General features: G+C 73.2%; 12 protein-coding genes and 1 pseudogene. 4 read left to right on the forward strand and 9 right to left on the reverse strand.

Annotation, left to right across the window (positions count from 1 at the left end; translation table 11 throughout):
- Positions 1-58 precede the first annotated feature (58 nt).
- Positions 59-2,562 (forward strand): annotated as a pseudogene (locus GHR20_RS16620) (DEAD/DEAH box helicase).
- A gap of 353 nt (positions 2,563-2,915) precedes the next feature.
- Here the strand turns inward: GHR20_RS16620 and GHR20_RS16625 are convergent.
- From GHR20_RS16625 to ssd, 7 genes are all read right to left on the reverse strand, one after another.
- Positions 2,916-3,353 (reverse strand): Rv3654c family TadE-like protein, encoded by a 438-nt coding sequence (locus GHR20_RS16625; protein WP_153816008.1) that lies wholly within the window; start codon positions 3,351-3,353, stop codon positions 2,916-2,918.
- A 62-nt stretch (positions 3,354-3,415) separates the two neighbouring features.
- Positions 3,416-3,754, reverse strand: a complete 339-nt coding sequence (locus tag GHR20_RS16630) for a TadE family type IV pilus minor pilin (RefSeq protein ID WP_148024546.1) — start codon at positions 3,752-3,754, stop codon at positions 3,416-3,418.
- 34 nt (positions 3,755-3,788) lie between these two features.
- Positions 3,789-3,926, reverse strand: a complete 138-nt coding sequence (locus GHR20_RS16635; RefSeq protein WP_153813600.1) for a DUF4244 domain-containing protein — start codon at positions 3,924-3,926, stop codon at positions 3,789-3,791.
- A gap of 140 nt (positions 3,927-4,066) precedes the next feature.
- On the reverse strand, positions 4,067-4,846 hold the full coding sequence (locus tag GHR20_RS16640) for a type II secretion system F family protein (protein ID WP_153813601.1): 780 nt from the start codon (positions 4,844-4,846) through the stop codon (positions 4,067-4,069).
- A gap of 35 nt (positions 4,847-4,881) precedes the next feature.
- On the reverse strand, positions 4,882-5,727 hold the full coding sequence (locus GHR20_RS16645; RefSeq protein WP_194859124.1) for a type II secretion system F family protein: 846 nt from the start codon (positions 5,725-5,727) through the stop codon (positions 4,882-4,884).
- Between the two features lie 7 nt (positions 5,728-5,734).
- Positions 5,735-7,087 carry a TadA family conjugal transfer-associated ATPase gene (locus tag GHR20_RS16650; protein WP_243878045.1) on the reverse strand — a complete coding sequence of 451 codons (1,353 nt, stop codon included), beginning with the start codon at positions 7,085-7,087 and terminating at the stop codon, positions 5,735-5,737.
- On the reverse strand, positions 7,084-8,181 hold the full coding sequence (ssd, locus tag GHR20_RS16655) for a septum site-determining protein Ssd (protein WP_111583113.1): 1,098 nt from the start codon (positions 8,179-8,181) through the stop codon (positions 7,084-7,086). The genes GHR20_RS16650 and ssd overlap by 4 nt, the downstream gene beginning before the upstream one ends.
- A gap of 601 nt (positions 8,182-8,782) precedes the next feature.
- Between ssd and GHR20_RS16660 the strand changes: the two genes are divergently transcribed.
- Entirely contained in the window at positions 8,783-9,613 is an 831-nt protein-coding gene (locus GHR20_RS16660) for an HAD family hydrolase (RefSeq protein WP_111583114.1), read from the forward strand.
- Positions 9,614-10,047: 434 nt separating this feature from the next.
- Here GHR20_RS16660 and GHR20_RS16665 read toward each other — a convergent pair whose 3' ends face one another.
- Positions 10,048-10,872, reverse strand: coding sequence for a Fic family protein (locus GHR20_RS16665; protein ID WP_153813602.1), 825 nt, complete (start codon positions 10,870-10,872; stop codon positions 10,048-10,050).
- A gap of 101 nt (positions 10,873-10,973) precedes the next feature.
- Here GHR20_RS16665 and GHR20_RS16670 point away from each other — a divergent pair, with 101 nt between their 5' ends.
- Entirely contained in the window at positions 10,974-11,990 is a 1,017-nt protein-coding gene (locus GHR20_RS16670) for an ATP-binding protein (RefSeq protein ID WP_181516239.1), read from the forward strand.
- A 30-nt stretch (positions 11,991-12,020) separates the two neighbouring features.
- Here the strand turns inward: GHR20_RS16670 and GHR20_RS16675 are convergent, their stop codons facing one another.
- Positions 12,021-13,292, reverse strand: a complete 1,272-nt coding sequence (locus GHR20_RS16675; RefSeq protein WP_111583117.1) for a hypothetical protein — start codon at positions 13,290-13,292, stop codon at positions 12,021-12,023.
- 358 nt (positions 13,293-13,650) lie between these two features.
- On the opposite strand from GHR20_RS16675, the gene acs reads away from it, so the two are divergent.
- Positions 13,651-15,609, forward strand: coding sequence for an acetate--CoA ligase (gene acs, locus GHR20_RS16680; RefSeq protein ID WP_153813603.1), 1,959 nt, complete (start codon positions 13,651-13,653; stop codon positions 15,607-15,609).
- Positions 15,610-15,625 lie beyond the last annotated feature (16 nt).

Raw genomic sequence — 15,625 nt, forward strand, 5'->3', positions numbered from 1 at the left:
GAGCGGTCGCCCCTCGGGCACCTTGGCTTGCGGCCCTTGGGACGCAACGCCAGCCGCGATGGCATTCAATCACTTACCGGCCTGCGTGCACGACGCCTTGACCCCATTGTCCGTCACGCCAGTGACACACTCGGTGCCGATGGCCAAGAATCACCGATCCGATCAACCCGTGCCGGACCCGGCGTCCCGCCCGTCGCCGGGCGCTGTCCTGGGCAGACTCGCCTCCGGCCCGAGCCGGGCTGCGCGCATCACTCATACGGAGCACTTGCCCCCGCGCACGGGTCGGCATGCCGTCTGGCCTGACCGGATTCGGTCCGAGGTGATCGCGGCCGTACGGGAGCGCGGCATCGAGCACCCCTGGGCGCACCAGGCGCTGGCCGCCGAGCACGCCCTGGACGGCGATTCGGTGGTCGTCGCCACCGGCACCGCCTCCGGCAAGTCCCTCGCCTATCTCGTCCCGGTGCTGTCCACCCTTCTGGAGGGTTCGAAGGCGCCGAACGGCCGAGGGGCCACCGCGCTCTACCTCTCCCCCACCAAGGCGCTCGCGGCGGACCAGTGCCGATCGGTGAAGGAACTTTCACAACCTCTGGGCACCGCGGTCCGCCCCGCCGTGTACGACGGCGACACCCCGTACGAGGAACGCGAGTGGGTGCGCCAGTACGCCAACTACGTCCTCACCAACCCGGACATGCTGCACCGCGGGATATTGCCCTCCCACCCGCGCTGGTCCTCCTTCCTGAAGTCGCTGAAGTACGTCGTCGTCGACGAGTGCCACACCTACCGGGGCGTCTTCGGCTCGCACGTCGCCCAGGTGCTGCGCCGGCTGCGCCGCGTCTGCGCCCGTTACGGCTCCTCCCCGGTCTTCCTGCTGGCCTCCGCGACCGCCGCCGAGCCCGCCGTCGGCGCGGGGCGGCTGACCGGCCTGCCGGTGGTGGAGATCGCCGACGACGCCTCCCCGCGCGGCGAGCTGGTCTTCGCCCTGTGGGAGCCCCCGCTCACCGACCTGCACGGCGAGAAGGGCGCGCCCGTGCGCCGCACCGCCACCGCCGAGACCGCCGATCTGCTGACCGACCTGACCGTGCAGGGCGTGCGCTCGGTCGCCTTCGTGCGCTCCCGGCGCGGCGCCGAGCTGATCTCGGTGATCGCCCAGGAGAAACTGGCCGAGGTCGATCGCTCCCTGGTCCGGCGGGTCGCGGCCTACCGCGGCGGCTACCTCCCCGAGGAGCGCCGCGCCCTGGAGCGCGCCCTGCACTCCGGGGAACTCCTCGGACTCGCCGCCACCACGGCCCTGGAGCTGGGCGTGGACGTCTCCGGGCTGGACGCGGTGGTGATCTGCGGCTACCCGGGCACCCGGGCCTCCCTGTGGCAGCAGGCGGGCCGCGCGGGCCGCTCCGGGCAGGGGGCTCTCGCGGTCCTCGTCGCCCGGGACGATCCGCTGGACACCTTCCTCGTCCACCACCCGGAGGCCCTGTTCGACCGGCCGGTGGAGTCGACCGTGCTCGACCCCGACAACCCCTACGTGCTCGCCCCGCACCTGTGCGCCGCCGCCGCGGAACTCCCGCTGACCGAGGAGGACCTCGAACTGTTCGGTCCCGCCTGCGCGGACGTGCTGCCGCAGCTGGAGGCCGCGAAGCTGCTGCGCCGGCGGACCCGGGCCTGGCACTGGACCCGCCGGGAGCGGGCCGCCGACCTCACCGACATCCGCGGCGGGGGCGGGCGGCCGGTGCAGATCGTGGAGGAGGGCACCGGGCGCCTGCTCGGCACGGTCGACGAGGCCGCCGCGCACTCCGCCGTCCACGAGGGCGCGGTCCACCTCCACCAGGGCCGCACCTACCTGGTGCGCTCCCTCGACCTCGCGGACTCGGTCGCCCTGGTGGAACAGGCCGACCCGCCGTACTCGACGGTCGCCCGCGACACCACCGCCATCTCCGTCCTGGAGACCGACACCGAGATCCCCTGGGGCACGGGCCGGCTCTGCTACGGCTCCGTCGAGGTCACCAACCAGGTGGTCTCCTTCCTGCGCAGGCGCCTGATCACCGGCGAGGTGCTGGGCGAGACGAAGCTCGACCTGCCTCCTCGTACGCTGCGCACCCGCGCGGTGTGGTGGACGGTCACCGAGGACCAGCTGGACGAGGCCCGGATCGGCCCGGAGATCCTCGGCGGCTCCCTGCACGCCGCCGAGCACGCCTCCATCGGCATGCTGCCGCTCTTCGCGACCTGCGACCGCTGGGACATCGGCGGCGTCTCCGTCCCGCTGCATCCCGACACCCTCCTTCCGACGGTCTTCGTGTACGACGGCCATCCCGGCGGCGCGGGCTTCGCCGAGCGCGCCTTCCACACCGCCCGCGCCTGGCTCACCGCCACCCGCGAGGCCATCGCCTCCTGCGAGTGCGACGCCGGCTGCCCCTCCTGCATCCAGTCCCCAAGTGCGGCAACGGCAACGACCCCCTCCACAAACGCGGCGCGGTCCGCCTCCTGACCACCCTGCTGCGCGAAGCACCGGAACCGACCGCCCCGCCGAAGGAAACGGCGCCGGCTTCGGGACGGGGGCAGGGAGGCTGACGCCCGGGGGACGGGGAGCTGACGCGCGGGCGGCCCGACGCGCGTGGGACCGGAGGCGGGGGCCGGGGCACCGGGCCGGGAGCTGGGGGCTGGGGACCGGTGAGCCGGAGGCCGGTCGCTGGGCCGGGAGGCCGGTCGGGCAGAGGCTGCCGAGGGCAGATGGGCCGGAGGTCGCCGAGGGCAGGCGGCTCGGCCAGGGGCCGGGGGTCCCGCCGGGCGGGAGGCGCCGCCGGGCCGAGAGTCGGTGGGCCCTGGAGCAGCGGGCAGGCCCTGGGTCAGTGGTTCAAGTGCCGGTGGCCGCTCCACCCGACGCCCGGCGCCCGGCGCCCGGCCCCCAACGCCCGACGCCCTCGTCACCGGCTCCCCGGGGCGGGCTGCGGAGACCTCGGACCAAGTGCCGGCAGGGCGGAAGGCGGCGGGGCGAAAGCGAAGGCCGGTGGGTCCGCCGGGCCCGCTCTGGAGCGGACCTCCGCCGTGAACGGACCGCCTCCCGACGCCGCGGTCACGTCCGCGATCTCGCCCTCCACCGCGCAGCGCACCAGCCGAACCCGCTGGGCCGTCGCCACGCGGCCGGCCAGGACGCAGGCCGCCTCGCCGCCGTCCGCCCAGTGGTCCGCGGCCGCGAGCGCCGCCAGATCCGCGCCGCCCGCCGCCCGGTGCCGGACGGTGACGGCGTGCCCCAGCGCCAGCACCGCGCCGAACACCACGCAGAGCACCGCGATCGCCCCGAGGCTCCAGACGGTGGCGGAACCCCGGTCGGAGCCGTACCGGCCCCCCGTTCGCCGCGCCAGGGCCCACCTCCGCAACCCGCCCCGGCCGCTCACCCGAACCCGCACCCGCGCCCTCCGCCACCTCACGGCCCCGCCCCCTTCCCCCCGACCGTCTCCTCGGCCAACGCCACCGCCTCCTCGCGGAGTTCGAAGGGCAGACCGCTGAGCACCGGCGGCCTCGCCACCACCGTCACGCGCACCTGGTCGCCCTCTCGTCCGACCGTCACCCCGGCCCCGCTCGGTGCTGCCTGACGGGTCACCGACAGCACCGAGGCGGGCGGGTCCTGGCGGGCGGCGGCCCGGGCGCCCACGCGGGCCGCGTCCACACACCGGATCTGCGCCGCCGCCATGAGCAGCGCCCAGACCAGCGCCATCGTGAACGCCACCAGCACGCACAGCGCCATGGCCGCCTCCGCCGTCACGAAGCCCCGGTCCGAGCCTCGGCCCGAGCCCCGTTCACATCCGCGCACTGAGGGCCTTCTTCACGATGGACTGGAGCTCCGCCCGGACCTCGCCGCTGGTGACGACCTCGTACAGCAGCATGGCGAATCCGACGGCCGCGATGATCCCCATCGCGTACTCCGAGGTCACCATTCAGGAGTCCCGGCGGCACACCCGCCGCACCCCGGCCAGCACTTCGACGATCTTCCTCTTCATCTCGACTCCCCTCAGGTCCTGGTCTGTTCTCACGTTGTCCGTCCTCGGTATCCGTCCTCGGTATCCGTCGCCGCTCCTCACCTCCCCGCCATCACGCCGCCCGCCAGCCCGATCACCACGGGCAGCACGCCGATCGCGACGAAGGCGGGCAGGAAGCACAGCCCCACCGGCGCGGAGATCATTACGGCCGCCCGTCTGGCCCGTGCCGTCGCGGTGCGGCCCCAGTCCGCGCGGGTGTCCGAGGCGATGCGGGCCACCGGCGCGGCGGCGGGCAGCCCCGACTCGCCTGCCCGCTCCAGCAGCCGCGCCAGGGCACCCGCGCCCGGCAGCGCGGCCAGCCCGCGCCACGCGTCCGCCGGTGTGCCGCCGAGCCGTACCTCCGCCGCGCCCCGCGCCAGCGCCTGTCCGACGGGCCCGCCCAGGGCCTCGCCCACCGCCTGCGCGGCGACCACGGGCCCGGCGCCGGCCGCGATACAGGCGGCCAGCAGATCGGCGGCGAGCGGCAGCCGGCGCGCGGCCTCGGCGGTATCGACGGCCGCCGCCCCGCCCGCCGCCGCCTGGCCCGCTCGCCAGCGCCAGAGCACGGCCCCGGCGCCGAGGCCCAGCAGCGCCCCGACGGGCCCGCCGACCAGCACCCACACCCCGCCCGCCGCACCCACGAGCGGCAGCCATCGCCGCACCGTGTCCACGACCGCCGACCGCGGCTTCCGCGTCGCGGGCTCCGGTCGCAGCAGTCCGGCCGCCCGCTGCCGCGCCCGGCGGACCCGCCGGGCCGACACCACCAGCCGGCCGCCCCAGCCGAGCGCCACCGCCACCGCCACGGCCGTCCCCAGCCTGTGCACAACATCCCCGCTCACGCCCTCACGTCTCCCTCCACGTCCAGACCCGCGCCTCACACCGCCTCCGCTCCCCGCACGATCCGCGCCGACCACCACAGCCCGGCCGCCTCGAACACCGCGCCGATCAGCAGGCAGCCCAGGCCGGGGCCGCTGTGCAGGAGGACCCGCAGCGGGGCGGCGCCCATGGCCGCGCCCAGGAGAAGGCCCAGGACGGGGAGAGCGGCGAGCAGGACGGCGGTGGCCCTGGCGCCGGCCAGTTGGGCGCGCAGGTCGGCACGCTGGTCCCGTTCGGCCCGCAGGGCGCCGTCCAGCCGGTCCAGGCCGGCCGCGAGTCCCGCGCCCTGGTCGACGGCCACCCGCCAGCACGCGGCCAGCCCGAGCAGCCCCTCGGCGCCCGGCTGCCGGGCCGCCACGGCGAGGGCGCCGGGCACGTCCCCGCCGAAGCGGGCCGCCGCGACCACGGCCGCCCGCGCCTCGCCGAGCCCGCCCGAGTCCCGCGCCGCCCGCAGCAGCGCCTCGCCGGGCTGCCGTCCGGCCCGCACCTCACCGGCGAACGCCCCGCACAGGGCGATCACCTGGTCCACCCGCCGCTCCCGGGCGCGTCTCGCCTCCCCGGCCCGCCGCACCCGGCGCAGCACGGGCACCCCGGCCGCCCCCGCGACGACCGGAATCACCGAGCCGCCCAGCAGCGCGAGCAGCAGCCCCGCGACCAGGGCCCACCACTCGGCTCCCCAGCGGTCGCGCAACCGCCGTAATGCCGAGAGGAGTTGATCCTGGACCGGCGGAGCGGCCCCCGGCCCTCCGTCCCCGGCCAGCAGCAGCCGCGCCCGCCGCACCCCGTGGTACCGCTCGCACAGCAGCCACCCCAGCGCGGCCAGACAGATCAGCGCGGCCCCCATCGACATCTCACCCCTCACCTTCACCACCTCCGAATCCGCCACCCCGGCCACCTCCGATTCCGCCCCGGGCACCGGTCGTCCCGTCCTCTCGGCCGCCCCCGAACCCGTCACCATCACGGCCCCCGGACCCGGCACCTTCGCCTCCGCCCCATCCGCCGCCGTCGCCACCACCGCCCCCGCCCTCGTGCATGAACTCCCCCAGCCCACCCAGCAGTCGGGCCAACCGCCCCCACCCCGCCTCCCGCACGAACGCCCGCTCCCCCCACCGCAGCGCGGGCACCGTCCGCACCAGACCTGTGGCGTCCCGCTCCAGGACGTGCACCTCGGCGATCCGGCGCCGGCCGGAGCGGTCCCGCACCAGGTGGAGCACCACGGACAGGGCGGCCGCCAACTGGCTGTGCAGGGCGGCGCGGTCGAGGCCCGCGGCCGTGGCCAGCGCCTCCAGACGGGCCGGGACGTCCCCGGCGGTGTTGGCGTGGACCGTGCAGCAGCCGCCCTCGTGGCCCGTGTTGAGCGCGGCGAGCAGATGGACGACCTCGGGTCCGCGCACCTCTCCGACGACCAGCCGGTCCGGCCGCATCCGCAGGGCCTGGCGGACCAGGTCCTCAAGGGTGACCAGGCCCGCGCCCTCCTGGTTCGCGGGCCGGGTCTCCAGCCGGACGACATGCGGATGGTCGGGTCTCAGCTCGGCGGAGTCCTCCGCGAGCACGATCCGCTCCCCCGCGCCGACCAGGCCGAGCAGGGCGCTGAGCAAGGTCGTCTTGCCGGTCCCGGTGCCGCCGCTGACCAGGAAGGACAGCCGGGCGGCCAGCAGGGCGCGCAGAATCCGGTCGCCACCGGGCGGGACGGTGCCGGCCGCCACCAACTCGGCGAGGGTGAAGGCCCGGGGCCGTACCACCCGCAGGGCCAGGCAGGTGCAGCCGACGGCGACCGGGGGCAGCACGGCGTGCAGCCGGGTGCCGTCCGGGAGCCGAGCGTCCGCCCACGGCCGGGCGTCGTCCAGCCGGCGTCCGGCCACCGCGGCGAGCCGCTGCGCGAGGCGTCGTACCGCCGCCGCGTCGGGGAAGGCCACCGGGGTCAGTTCCAGGCCGCCGCCCCGGTCCACCCACACCCGGTCGGGCGCGGACACCAGGACGTCGGTGACCCCGGGGTCGGCGAGCAGCGGCTCCAGGGGCCCGGTGCCGACGAGTTCGGATCTCAGCCGCTCGGCCACCCCGAGGACCTCGGCGTCCCCGAGGACCCGCCCCTGTGCGCGCAGCGCCTGCGCGACCCGTGCCGGGGTGGGTTCGGCGCCGCTCTCGGCGAGCCGCCGGCGCACCCCGTCGAGCAGGGCGGTCTGATCAAGCGTTCCGAAGCTCATCGCGCGCCCCCGGACTCCACCAGCGCCCGCTCCCAGAACTCGGCGCAGAACCGGGCCAGCGGGCCGCGTCCGCTCGCGCCCGGCGGTCTGCCGCCGCCCCTCGGCCGCAGCAGCCCGGGCTCCACCGGCACCTCTCCCGCGAGCGGCAGACCGAGCAGGCGGGCCACTTCGCGGTCGTCCAGACCGGACGCGTACGGACCGCGCACCGCGACCCGCAGATCGCGGACGACCACGCCGATGGCGGCGGCGATCCGGCCGGCCGCGGCGAGTGCCCGCAGTTCGGCGGGGACGACCAGGAGGGCCAGGTCGAGCTGGGCGAGGACCTCGCCGACCCCGTCGTCCAGGCGGCGGGGCAGATCGACCACGACGGTGCCGCCGCGGCGCCGGGCGGCGGCCAGCACCGCCCGCACGGCCTGGGGCGGCACGGCGACGCAGTCGCCCCGGTCCCAGCTGAGCACCCGCAGGGAGTGCAGCGCGGGCAGCGACTCCTCCAGGGCGCCGCCGCCGACCCGGCCCCGGGAGGCGGCGAAGGCCGGCCAGCGCAGGCCCTCGGCGCCTTCGCCGCCGAGCAGCACATCGAGACCGCCGCCGAGCGGATCGGCGTCCACCAGCAGGGTGCGCAGTCCCTCGCGGGCGGCGGTGACGGCGAGCGCGCAGGCCAGGGTGGACGCGCCGGCCCCGCCCCGGCCGCCGATCACGCCGACGGTGAGGGCCGGCCGGCCGACCCCCTCGGCGACGTCGGCGATCCGGTCGACCAGCCACTGCTCGCCCTCGGGGAGGATCAGGACGTGGTCGGCGCCGATCTCCATGCCGCGCCGCCATACGTCCGGGTCCTCCCGGTCGCGGCCGATCAGCACCACCTGGCGCCGCCGGGCGGCCCCGAGCAGCCGGTGCGCCGCGTCGTCCCCGACCAGCACGAGCGGGGCCGCGGCCCAGGTGCCGCCCTGGTCGGGGACGCCGTGGTGCACCTCGGGTGTCGCGCCCGCGGCCGCGCACAGCCGCAGCAGATCGTCCAGCAGCGCGGCGTCCTCGGTGACGATCAGCGGGCCGCCGCCGCGGGCGGGCGGCGGGTCATGGGTGATGGTTGCGGACACGGTGTTCCCCCTTCGCCGCGCGGCCCCTCGGCCGCGCGATTTCCCGACATGTGGAGAACCGGCGGACGGCTTCCCTATGAACGGCGACATGAACGACTGTGTGAAGGCCGACCGGAATCGGCCATACGCCTCCCGCAAACGGAACCGGCCGTGAACTCGCCGCGGCGGGAGCGCATGGGAAACACGGTGCGGCGATCCGTGAAATCGTGTGGATCTTGGTGGAAAACCGTGGACAACTCAGGCCCTGTGAATAACTCCGTCACCCGAACCGGTGACGCCTGTACCGACCCCTGTGCGGCATCCTCAGCGCAGCCCTACGATCACCCGGAGTAACGAATCATGGGTGCGCGGAAGCGGCGGCCACGGCGCGGAAGCGCCGGCCGCTCGGCCGTACGAGGGAAGGAAAGAGGCGGAAAAACCCGTCCGGACATGCGACGACCCCCGCCGGGGGGAGAGCGGGGGTCGTCCCCACGGCCGACTCGGGGGGGAGGAGCCGGACCGGGTTAGCACGGTCGCGAACGATCCGTGACTTCCATGGTGTACCCGAGAGCCTTCTCAGGCAAACCCACGCGCCCCACCTTACGCCGAATGGTGGGCGCCTATGCTCGGGGACGTGGAAAACCACTCCTTGCCGCGCGCGGCGGCCTTCTTCGACCTGGACAAGACGGTCATTGCGAAGTCCAGCACACTCACCTTCAGCAAGTCCTTCTACCAAGGCGGGCTGATCAACCGCAGGGCCGCGTTGCGCACCGCCTATGCCCAGTTCGTGTTCCAGGTCGGCGGTCTGGACCATGACCAGATGGAGCGTATGCGCGCCTATCTCTCGGACATGGTCCGGGGCTGGAACCAGCAGCAGGTGCGGGAGATCGTCGCCGAGACCCTGCACGACCTGATCGATCCGATCATCTACGACGAGGCCGCCTCGCTCATCGAGGAGCACCACACGGCCGGCCGGGACGTGGTGATCGTGTCCACCTCGGGCGCCGAGGTGGTCGAGCCGGTCGGTGAACTCCTGGGCGCGGACCGGGTGGTGGCCACCCGCATGGTCGTCGGCGAGGACGGCTGCTTCACCGGCGAGGTGGAGTACTACGCCTACGGCCCGACCAAGGCGGAGGCGATCCGCGAACTGGCCGTCTCCGAGGGCTACGACCTCGACCGCTGCTTCGCCTACAGCGACTCGGCGACCGATCTGCCGATGCTCCGGGCGGTCGGTCACCCGCACGCCGTCAACCCGGACCGGGCGCTGCGCCGCGAGGCCGTCGCGCGGGACTGGCCGGTGCTGGAGTTCCGCCGCCCCGTGCCGCTCAAGAAGCGGCTGCCCACCCTCTCCGTACCGCCGCGCCCCGCGCTGGTCGCCGCGGCGGCCGTGGGAGCCGCGGCCGCGACGGCCGGACTCGTCTGGTACGCCAACCGCCGCCGCGGCACCGTCTGACGCACCTGACGCACCCCGCGCCCGACGAGCCCCGCCCGGCGGACCCGCCCGAGGTCCGTACGCACCGCACGGACCTCACACACCGCGCGCCACCAAGCGCCCTTTTCACCCCTGCCCGCACCCGAAAGTAAAGAAGTGCGAGCAGGGGTTCCGCTTGTCCCCGCCCAGCGGTACAAAGAAGTCAGCGGCCCGCGCGACCATGGACATCCGAGAGGATCCCCAGTCACTACGCATTTGGCCCACGGACCACTGCATGAACACCGGGCACCCACGCGACGTCGACCCGTCGAATACGGGCCAGCCGCACCAGGTACGGGCAAAGTCCCCGTCCTGATGGGCCATTCATCGAGGACGCTTGGTAACCCGGTGCTCATGCCAGCGGCGGTACGAGTTCTCGTACCGCCGCATCTCTGTCCGCGCCCGGACGCGAAACCTCAGGCCGCGCCGCGCTGCAGCGCCTCGCACACCGCCGTCGACTCCCGCGCCCCGAACCCGACCGCGCGCCCGCAGTGCGCGATCCACGCCGCCATGCCCTCGGGAGTGCCCGAGACATAGCCCTCCAGCGCCGCCAGGTACTCGGCACGCCCCTGCTCCGCGTGGCCGACCTCGGCCGGGCAGACCGCCTTGGGGTCCAGGCCGCTGCCGATCAGCACGATCCGCTCGGCGGCGCGCGCGACCAGCCCGTTGTGCGAGGTGAAGGGGCGCAGCGCGAGCAGCTCGCCGTGCACCACGGCCGCCGTCACCAGGGCCGGGGCGGAGCTGCCCGCGATGATCAGGTCCGCGAGGCCGTCCAGCCGTCCGGAGACCTCCCGCGCGTCCGGCAGCGGCAGCCCGATCAGCGGCTCGTCCACCGCCTCGCCGTCCTGGCGCGGCCGGCCCACCCGGCTCTCGTCGCTCGCCGCGGCCACCAGGTGCAGCCGGGCCAGCACCCGCAGCGGCGACTGCCGCCAGATGGAGAGCAGTTGGCCCGCCTCGGCCGTCAGCCGCAGGGCCGCGCCCATGATCCGCGCCTCGGCCTCGGTGCCGAAGTCGGTGCGCCGCCGCACCTCCTCCAGCGCCCAGTCCGCGCCGGACAGCGCCGCCGAGCCGCGGGCGGCGCGCAGGGCCGCCTCGGAGGTGATCGCGTTGCTGCGGCGGCGCATGATCCGGTGCCCGTAGACCCGGTCCACGGCCTTGCGCACGGACTCCACGGACTCGGGCACGCCGGGCAGTGCGCCCAGGGCCGCGAGGGGATCGGCGGTCGCGCCTGTCGTACTCATGAGTACGACAGTACGCACCCGATCGGCAGACCCCTCGAAGGAGTGGTCTTCTTCACTCAACCATGCCACCTACAGCTATCACGCAACTACGCTTGGTGAACATGAAAATTGCTTTCGTCGGGAAGGGCGGGAGCGGCAAGACCACGCTCTCCTCCCTCTTCATCCGTCATCTCGCCGCGTCCGGGGCCGCCGCCGTCGCGATCGACGCGGACATCAACCAGCACCTCGGCCCCGCGCTCGGCCTGGACGAGGCCGAGGCCGCCGCGCTGCCCGCGATGGGCGAGCGGCTGCCGCTGATCAAGGACTACCTGCGCGGCAGCAACCCGCGCATCGCCTCCGCCGCCACCATGATCAAGACGACCCCGCCGGGCCGGGGTTCGCGGCTGGTGCGGGTACGCGAGCCCAATCCGGTCTACGACGCCTGCGCGCGTCCGGTGGAGCTCGACGGCGGCGCCGTCCGCCTGATGGTCACCGGCCCCTTCACCGATGCCGATCTCGGCGTCGCCTGCTACCACTCCAAGACCGGAGCGGTGGAGCTGTATCTGAACCACCTGGTCGACGGCCCCGACGAGTACGTGGTGGTCGACATGACCGCGGGCTCGGACTCCTTCGCCTCCGGCATGTTCACCCGCTTCGACATGACGTTCCTCGTCGCCGAGCCGACCCGCAAAGGGGTCTCCGTCTACCGTCAGTACAAGGAGTACGCCCGGGACTTCGGCGTCGCCCTGAAGGTCGTCGGCAACAAGATCCAGGAGCAGGACGACATCGACTTCCTGCGCGCCGAGGTCGGGGACGACCTGCTGGTCACGGTCGGGCGCTCGGACTGGGTGCGGGCCATGGAGAAGGGCCGGCCGCCGCGGTTCGACCTCCTGGAGGAGGCCAACGCCCGTGCACTCGCGACCCTTCGGGCCACCGCGGACGCCACGTACGAACGGCGCGACCGGGAGCGTTACACGCGCCAGATGGTGCACTTCCATCTGAAGAACGCCGAGTCCTGGGGCAACGAGCGCACCGGGGCCGACCTGGCGGCGCAGGTCGACCCCGGCTTCGTGCTCGGCGAGGGCCTCGAAGCGGGTGTCGAGGCGGATGCCGAGGCGGGCGTTACGACGCCCGCCTGACCATCCCGCCTCACAACTCCCGTCCAGTCTCTACCCCTTGACGGCCGGCGCCCCGGGGACTCCCTTGGGCGCCGGGGCCGGGCGGCCGGAGAGGTAGGACGCCCAGCCCGGCTTGGGCGCCTCGCCGACCTTCAGGCTCCGCAGTTTCTCCAGGGTCTTGGGGTCCTGCGCGTCCAGCCAGTCGGCCAGCTGGTGGAAGGAGACGCAGCGCACCTCGGGCTTGCCGCAGACCTTCTTCACCACGTCCTCGACGGCGCGCATGTACGTGCCGCCGTTCCAGGACTCGAAGTGGTTGCCGATGACCAGGGGCGCGCGGTTGCCGTCGTAGACCCGGTCGAAGCCCTGGAGGAGGCTGTCGCGCACCTCGTCGCCCCAGGTGCCGAACTTGTCGGGATCGCCCTGGGTCTGGGTGCCCGACTGGTTGATCATGTAGTTGTAATCCATGGTCAGCTCTTCGAAGTTGTGCCCGGGGAAGGGGACCAGCTGCATCGACAGGTCCCACAGGCCGTTCTTCTTCTTCGGCCAGAGCTGGTTGTCGATCCCGCTGGAGTCGTAGCGGAAGCCCAGCTGGCGGGCCGCCTGCACGAAGTTCTTCTGGCCCTCCAGGCAAGGGGTGCGGCCGCCGATGAGCTCCTTGTCGTAGTCGAAGGGCAGCGGAGCCGCGTTCTTCATGCCGGAGTTGGTCTTCCAGTTCTCCACGAACTGCTTGGCCTGCGCGATCTCGCTCTTCCACTCGTCCACCGACCAGGTGCCGACCCCGCCGTCGGGACCGCAGAAGTGGCCGTTGAAGTGGGTGCCGATCTCGTTGCCCTCCAGCCAGGCGAGCCGGGCCTGCTTGACGGTGTCGCTGATCCCCTGCTGGTCGTTGAAGCCGATGTCGGAGCTGCCCGGCGAGTGCTGCGGGGGCTTGTAGAGGTCGCGTTTGTCCTCCGGCAGCAGATAAACGCCGCTGAGGAAGAACGTCATATTGGCGTTGTTCTCCTTGGCGACCTTGCGGAAGTGCGAGAACAGCTTCTGGCTGTCCTCGCCCGCGCCGTCCCAGGAGAACACGACGAACTGCGGAGGCTTCTGACCGGGCTTCAGCCGCTCGGGCCTGGGCAGACGGGGCTGCGTACCGGTGTACGCGGTCGATCCGTCGCCGAGCAGCCGGAGCACATTCTGGGGCGCGGGTGCCGCGGGCGCCCCCTTCCGCGGGCCGGACGTCCCCTCCGGCGCACCATGGGTACCGGTCCCGCACGCCGCGAGCGAGACCGCACAGGCCGCGGCGACCACGCCGACGGCGATCCTCTGGTTGGCGGCCATGTTCCGCCCACCTTCTTCCTTCTCTCAGACGAACGCTGACGAGGGCTTTTGTGGTGATCCGCCGGGTTTGAACCGACGGCACCGCCCAAGATCACACGGACCCGAGAAGGAGTGAGTATGACAAGCCGATCAAATGATTTATTCGCCCTTGCGAGGGATCGTCTGGACCATTTGCCCCGGAAAGCTATGAATGATCTTTACGTGGCATTGCCGATCCTTTACGAAGCGTTACTCCACCCCTCTCCCCTCCCGACCGCACAGGTCTAAACCAATTTCTCCGACGACCCTTGTCACCGGCCCCTCACGTCTGATGAGCTGTGGCCTGGGACACATCGGACACCCTCGAAAGGCGGATGTCGTGAGCAATGAGAGCCTGGCCAACCTGCTGAAGGAAGAACGCAGGTTCGCGCCCCCCGCCGACCTGGCCGCACACGCCAACGTCACGGCGGAGGCGTACGAGCAGGCCAAGGCTGACCGGCTCGGCTTCTGGGCCGCGCAGGCCCGCCGGCTGACCTGGGCCAAGGAACCGACCGAGACGCTGGACTGGTCGAACCCCCCGTTCGCGAAGTGGTTCAAGGACGGCGCGCTCAACGTCGCCTACAACTGCGTCGACCGGCATGTCGAGGCCGGCCACGGCGACCGGGTCGCCATCCACTTCGAAGGCGAGCCCGGCGACAGCCGCTCCCTCACCTACGCCGAGCTGAAGGACGAGGTCTCCCGCGCCGCGAACGCCCTCCTCCACCTCGGCGTCCGCAAGGGCGACCGGGTCGCCGTCTACATGCCGATGATCCCCGAGACCGCCATCGCCATGCTGGCCTGCGCCCGGATCGGCGCCGCCCACTCCGTGGTCTTCGGCGGCTTCTCCGCCGACGCGCTCGCCACCCGTATCAAGGATGCCGACGCCAAGGTCGTCATCACGTCCGACGGCGGCTACCGCCGCGGCAAGCCCTCCGCCCTCAAGCCCGCCGTGGACGAGGCCGTGGAGAAGGCGGGCACCGTCGAACACGTCCTCGTGGTCCGCCGCACCGGCCAGGACGTCGCCTTCGACGACACCCGCGACGTGTGGTGGCACGACCTCCTCGCCACCCAGTCGGCCGAGCACACCCCGGAGGCGTTCGACGCCGAACACCCCCTGTTCATCCTCTACACCTCCGGCACCACCGGAAAGCCCAAGGGCATCCTGCACACCTCCGGCGGCTACCTCACCCAGGCCGCCTACACCCACTGGGCCGTCTTCGACCTCAAGCCCGAGACCGACGTCTACTGGTGCACCGCCGACGTCGGCTGGGTCACCGGCCACTCCTACATCGTCTACGGCCCCCTCGCCAACGGCGCCACCCAGGTCATGTACGAGGGCACCCCCGACACCCCCCACCAGGGCCGGTTCTGGGAGATCGTCCAGAAGTACAAGGTCTCCCTCCTCTACACCGCGCCCACCGCGATCCGCACCTTCATGAAGTGGGGAGACGACATCCCCGCCAAGTTCGACCTCTCCAGCCTGCGCATCCTCGGCTCGGTGGGCGAACCCATCAACCCCGAAGCCTGGATCTGGTACCGCAAGCACATCGGCGCCGACCGCACCCCCGTCGTGGACACCTGGTGGCAGACCGAGACCGGCGCCATGATGATCTCCCCCCTCCCCGGCGTCACCGAGGCCAAGCCCGGCTCCGCCCAGCGCCCCCTGCCCGGCATCAGCGCCACCGTCGTCGACGACGAGGCCAACGAGGTTCCCGACGGCGGAGGCGGTTACCTCGTGCTCACCGAGCCGTGGCCCTCCATGCTGCGCACCATCTGGGGCGACGACCAGCGCTTCAAGGACACCTACTGGTCCCGCTTCCCGGGCAAGTACTTCGCCGGCGACGGCGCGAAGAAGGACGACGACGGCGACATCTGGCTCCTCGGCCGCGTCGACGACGTCATGCTCGTCTCCGGCCACAACATCTCCACCACCGAGGTCGAATCCGCCCTCGTGTCGCACCCGGCGGTCGCCGAGGCGGCCGTGGTCGGCGCCGCCGACGAGACCACCGGCCAGGCCATCGTCGCCTTCGTCATCCTGCGCGGCACCGCCTCCGCCGACGACGACACCCTCATCGGCACCCTCCGCGACCACGTCGGCGCCACCCTCGGCCCGATCGCCAAGCCCAAGCGGATCCTCCCGGTCGCGGAGCTTCCCAAGACCCGCTCCGGCAAGATCATGCGCCGTCTCCTGCGGGACGTCGCCGAGAACCGCCAGCTCGGAGACGTCACCACCCTCACCGACTCCGGCGTCATGGACCTGATCCAGTCCAGGCTCCCCGCCGCGCCCAGCGAGGACTGAGCCCGTACGACGGACA

It is taken from the genome of Streptomyces sp. SUK 48 (assembly GCF_009650765.1).
Lineage (GTDB): Bacteria > Actinomycetota > Actinomycetes > Streptomycetales > Streptomycetaceae > Streptomyces.

Bases quoted from the DNA above. Each gene is read 5' to 3' on its own strand.
- GHR20_RS16635 (WP_153813600.1), bottom strand. From the start codon at position 3,926: ATGGTGACCTCGGAGTACGCGATGGGGATCATCGCGGCCGTCGGATTC.
- GHR20_RS16675 (WP_111583117.1), bottom strand. From the start codon at position 13,292: ATGGCCGCCAACCAGAGGATCGCCGTCGGCGTGGTCGCCGCGGCCTGT.
- GHR20_RS16665 (WP_153813602.1), bottom strand. From the start codon at position 10,872: ATGAGTACGACAGGCGCGACCGCCGATCCCCTCGCGGCCCTGGGCGCA.
- GHR20_RS16660 (WP_111583114.1), top strand. From the start codon at position 8,783: ATGCTCGGGGACGTGGAAAACCACTCCTTGCCGCGCGCGGCGGCCTTC.
- GHR20_RS16650 (WP_243878045.1), bottom strand. From the start codon at position 7,087: ATGAGCTTCGGAACGCTTGATCAGACCGCCCTGCTCGACGGGGTGCGC.
- GHR20_RS16645 (WP_194859124.1), bottom strand. From the start codon at position 5,727: ATGGGGGCCGCGCTGATCTGTCTGGCCGCGCTGGGGTGGCTGCTGTGC.
- GHR20_RS16670 (WP_181516239.1), top strand. From the start codon at position 10,974: ATGAAAATTGCTTTCGTCGGGAAGGGCGGGAGCGGCAAGACCACGCTC.